This window comes from Neptuniibacter sp. UBA6509, from assembly GCA_002435145.1.
Classification (GTDB): Bacteria; Pseudomonadota; Gammaproteobacteria; order Pseudomonadales; family Balneatricaceae; genus Neptuniibacter.
Map to the genome: position 1 here is coordinate 1 of DJLT01000016.1, position 5,338 is coordinate 5,338.

Below are 5,338 nucleotides of genomic sequence, written 5' to 3' on the forward strand. Positions count from 1 at the left end.
AAACAGAACCAAAAAATAGCGGAATAAATAGCATCTGCCCCATTTTCTAGAACAGACTCTGTCGCCGCCGAAGCGATCGCTTCTCCACTTAACTCTGAAGTATCCCGGCTGACAATCATTCCTACAGCCTGACGGGCATCTACCATATTGCCCTCTTTCAGAGGCGTAGCAATCGCCAGTGCATGCCCCAATAAGCTCTGCCAGCCAATGCACAGATAGAGTACGATCCCGCCGAAAATCGCAGATACAATTGGCCATTGCGAAAGGCTAAACTGAACACTCCAGCCAACAATCACGATAGGAATAACAGCAATACACCACGCCATCATGCCTAGCTGTTTCGTATCCACTTTGTGTAGAAAAGTGAGCTTGTCTTGACTACCTTGGCGTAATCTCTTCTCTAATATACTGACCCAATTGCCAAAACCCACCAACGGATGGAAGCGTTTAGGCTCTTTAAAAAAGTAATCTAATACCAAAGCGATCAACACGCTTAGTGCGATAGTCATGCTGAAACAGTCTCATCAAGTTTCAATAAATTTAGTAACGCACTCACAGGCATCACCTCTTCAACAGCATCAGCTAAACGATTAATCTGTTGATCTCTAAATTCTGGATAATCAAATGCTTTCTGCTGATCTAAGCCCGCCCATTTTAGTAACTCTGCTAGCAGGTCAGGCTGATCAAACACACCGTGAAGGTAAGTACCAAGCACTGCGTCATCATCACTTCTAACGCCTTCAGGCTGCAAGTTTCCAGCTTCATCCTCTAACTGAAACAAAGGATTATCCAATGCAGATCCTTGGCTCACGCCCGCATGGATTTCATAACCTTTCACCTGAATATCACTATTAAAAGGAGCACTATTTAAAAGAGTGCTATGACATAAGAAGCCCGTCACATTTCGTAAGCACTTGTTTTCCATTAGGGTAGTTTCTATATCCAGTAAGCCAATACCCCGACTAGACCCCGCACTTGATTCAATCTGATCAGGGTCATGAATAAACTGTCCTAACATCTGATAACCACCGCAGATACCTATCACTTTGCCACCTAAACGTAGATGACGCTTGATGATATCCTCCCAGCCATTTTCACGGAGCCATGCCAAATCGCCACGTACATTTTTACTGCCCGGCAACACAATCAAATCAGCCCCAGAAAACTGTGAGCTATCCTTTATAAACTCGCAATCCACCTGCGGATGCATACGTAATACGTCAAAATCAGTATGGTTACTCGCCCGAGGATAAAGCGGAACAGCAACTTTCACTTGTTGATAAGTGTCGGTACATTTTTGCTGCTGATTAACCGCATCTTCTGCTTCAATATGTAAGTTAGTGATATAAGGAATCACCGCTAGAACCGGCACACCGGTGCGCTCTGTTAGCCAATCATTGCCCGGTTGTAACAGAGAAACATCACCCCGAAAGCGGTTAATCACAAACCCTTTCACACGCGACTTTTCGGACTCACTCAATAATTCATAAGTCCCCACTAAATGCGCAAAGACACCACCACGATCAATATCAGCCACAATGATCACTGGGCAATCAATCTCTTCGGCAAATCCCATATTAGCGATATCATGTTCACGAAGGTTAATCTCCGCAGGGCTGCCTGCCCCTTCAACAATCACCGCCGTATATTGCTGCTGTAACTGTTGATGACTCTTAACCACTTCCGTCAGTAGGCTAGGTTTAAATGCGTGGTATTCCGTTGCTTTCATATTGCCAATCGCTTGGCCATTCACAATAACCTGTGCACCAATATCACTGTTGGGTTTTAACAATACCGGATTCATCCCAACCGATGGCGTGAGAAAACAGGCCTCAGCTTGTACCGCCTGAGCACGACCAATCTCTCCACCTTCCGCCGTCACTGCACTATTAAGCGCCATATTTTGTGGCTTAAAAGGCGCTACTGATAGCTGATGACGCGCTAAAATACGGCACAGCGCTGTCACCAAAATGCTTTTTCCAGCATCTGATGTCGTGCCTTGTACCATTAGCGTGTGTGGACTTTTAAACTGGCTCATCTATCTCTCTTCAATTAGGCGTGCTTTGTTCGTATTTAAATCTGTATCAGATCAGAATTTTCTCTAACCGCTGATTTCCTACTTTTGCCTTCCGGGCTCAATTATTCTTACTTACTCTTTCTTGCTGAACCTTTATAATTTAACCTTCCTGTTGCTCATCTATCTCTAATAACAGGTTTTGTAGGCGCTCTGTATATTCGCCCGGTTCCTGCCACAATCCCCGTTGGCTTGCTTCTAACAAACGCTCAGCCATCTCTTCTAATGCATGGGGATTATGCTGTTCTAGAAAAGCGCGATTCTGCGGATCAAACACTAAAGCATCGGAGACTTTCTCATACTGATAGTCAGCGATAAGATTTGTTGTCGCATCGTAGGCAAATAGATAATCCACACTAGCGGTCATCTCAAAAGCACCCTTATAGCCGTGTTCTTGCATCGCAGAGATCCATTTTGGATTAAGAAGGCGTGAACGGATCACCCGATTCAGTTCTTCTTTCAGTGTGCGCACTTTAGGCTTTTGAGGGTTTGAATGATCGCTGTGATAGACCTGCGGTGCTTCTCCTTTATAGATCTCTACGGCATTACTCATACCGCCTTGAAACTGGTAATAATCATCTGAATCTAGGATGTCGTGCTCACGGTTATCCTGATTTTGCACCACCGCCTCTAATGTAGATAACTGATATTGGAACGCTTCAGGAACAGCGACGCCATCATCTTCATAATCCGAACCATCAGCTGTATTTGAAGTGCTTTCACTGGAGGAAAAAGCCCCGGTATAGGCATAACCGCCCCAGTTCAGATAAGCCTCTGCCAGATCGCTTTTTTGTTCCCAACAGCGCTCATCGATTAAACCTTGCAACCCCGCCCCATAAGCACCCGGTTTACTACCAAACACACGGTAACTTGCCTGACGCTTGGCTGACTCTGTGGATAAGCCCTCATCAATTAGCTGCTGCTGACGCTTAAGAATATTCTGCTTAATGGTATTGCCTGTTCCCGGCTCATCAAACTCAGCAATAGCTTGCACTGCCGCATCATATAAACGCATCACATTAGGAAAGGCATCACGGAAAAAACCGGAAACACGCAAGGTCACATCCACCCTAGGACGACCTAAAAGCTGCGAACTAATAATCTCAAAATCAACCACACGATTTGAGCCCGGTGCCCAAATGGGGCGAACCCCCATCAATGCAAACGCTTGCGCTATATCGTCACCGCCGGTTCTCATAGTGGCAGTACCCCAGACAGATAAACCTAAGTTAAGTGGGTAATCACCATGCTCTTGAAGATGACGTTCGATCAGCGCTTGCGCGGAACGCTCACCAATCGCCCATGCCGCCGGTGAAGGGATCGAGCGATTATCCACAGAGTAAAAATTACGCCCAGTTGGCAAAGTATCTAAACGGCCACGTGTGGGCGCACCACTTGGACCCGGATTAACAAATAGACCGCCTAAGCCGTCTAAAAGAGACTGAATTTCCAACTCAGCACTTTGCTGAAGTGCTCTATATATCGTCTTACGAACATAGTTAAGCTGCTGTTGGGTGCGGGGGAGCTGTTCTAAAACAGCGGATAGCTCATCTTTTGTAGGTGGTAAATTAGATGCTAATCTAGATGGAGAGTTAGATAGCGAGCTAGATGGCGCGTTAAGAACCGTCGCTGTTATCAACTCTACCGCGAGTAACTCTAGGCGCTCACGGGTATCCGACTCGCTTCGCCAATCACTTGTTGATAGTTTGTCTAGCAGATCTGGTTTTGCACCCTGCCATGTTTTGGCACCGGCGTCTAAAGGCTCAAAAGGCTCTCTATCCCCATCTATCTCTCCATCACCCTCTCCACCTTTAAGATTCAGGTCATCAACTAAGTTGTGCAGTAAGCCTTGGCTACAGGCATCACTTCCACGGGGCAAACGTAAAAGTGCCACCAGCGTGTCGGCTAATTTTTCTGTATTCGGCAGTTCGCCTAAGATATGTAACCCATGACGGATCTGCGCCTCTTTGATATCACAGAGATAGGCATCTAAGTCATTCAGTACCGCATCGTCGTCAGTTGGATCAGAACCATTCAGCTCTTCAAGCAGATGTGTGCTTTGGACTTGTTTCAGGATCTCTTCACGCAGCCATTCCTGACGCTTATCATCCATCCCCATCGCTTGATAATATTCATCCACCAGCCCCTCTAATACCGCCATCTCACCATAGGTTTCTGCTCGCGCCATCGGCGGCATAAGGTGATCAATAATGACCGCTTGGGTACGTCTTTTTGCCTGCGCGCCCTCACCTGGATCATTCACAATAAAGGGGTAGAAGTGCGGCATAGGACCTAAAGCGATATCCGGCCAACACTCATCAGACAGCGCGCTGCCTTTACCCGGTAGCCACTCTAGATTTCCATGCTTACCTACATGAATGACAGCATCGACTTGATAGCACTCACGTAACCAAAAATAGAAGGCTAAGTAATTATGCGGAGGGATCAGATCGGGATCATGATAGTTAGCGACGAGATCAATATTAAAACCACGAGCAGGCTGAATGCCGACAAAGGTTTCACCCAAACGGATACCCGATAACATCAAACGCCCCTGACGATATTTAATATCTTCCTCAGGGCCACCCCACTGATCCAACACCGCTTGCTGACAGCTTTGCGGCAAACGGCTAAAACAGCGTTGATAATCCTCTAATGAGATACTTTGCCAGCAAGGCAACTGATGTAAGGTATTTGGGTTGTTCGTTACTGAACCCAACAGTTCTTGAATTAACGCATCGCCTGACTCTGGCAGCGCTTGTAATGGATAACCCGCCTCTTTCAAAGCTTGCAAAATATTCAATGCAGAAGCCGGGGTATCCAGACCAACACCGTTACCAATACGGCCATCTTTGGTCGGGTAGTTCGCCATTATCATGGCGATACGTTTTTCACTGTTCGGCTTAGTTGCCAGCTGTGTATAACGTTTCGCTAATTGGGCAACAAAACGAGCACGTTCGGCGTGTAGCTGGTAACGCACTACAGAGACTTGACTGAGTTCATCGTAATACGCTTCGCTCTTAAAGCTAAGGGCGCGGGTATGTACACGGCCATCCATCTCAGGAAGTACCACCTGCATAGCGATATCACGACTACGTAAGCCCTGTTTATGGGTTTGCCAATCTTGCTCTGTGCTACTGGATAAAACTAACTGAAGTACCGGCACTTTGCGCACAAACGGCGAATAGAATTCACTCGGCTGTGAACACAGATCAGGGCTCGCCACAGTATTAGACGCAAACCCCGTACTGTTAATAATCAAAC

Annotated in this window: 3 protein-coding genes; all 3 read right to left on the reverse strand. The window is 46.6% G+C overall.

Features of this window, described 5'->3' with window-relative positions; all coding sequences use genetic code 11:
* Positions 1-509 (reverse strand): cobalamin biosynthesis protein (locus B4K11_RS02535; RefSeq protein ID WP_292959213.1); only part of this gene is annotated, 509 nt, incomplete at its 3' end.
* The gene (locus B4K11_RS02540) at positions 506-2,038 is read right to left on the reverse strand and encodes a cobyric acid synthase (RefSeq protein WP_292954656.1); all 1,533 of its coding nucleotides are present in this window, start codon (positions 2,036-2,038) and stop codon (positions 506-508) included. The genes B4K11_RS02535 and B4K11_RS02540, both read right to left, overlap by 4 nt.
* A gap of 139 nt (positions 2,039-2,177) precedes the next feature.
* A partial coding sequence (cobN, locus tag B4K11_RS02545; protein WP_292959214.1) for a cobaltochelatase subunit CobN occupies positions 2,178-5,338 on the reverse strand: 3,161 nt, incomplete at its 5' end.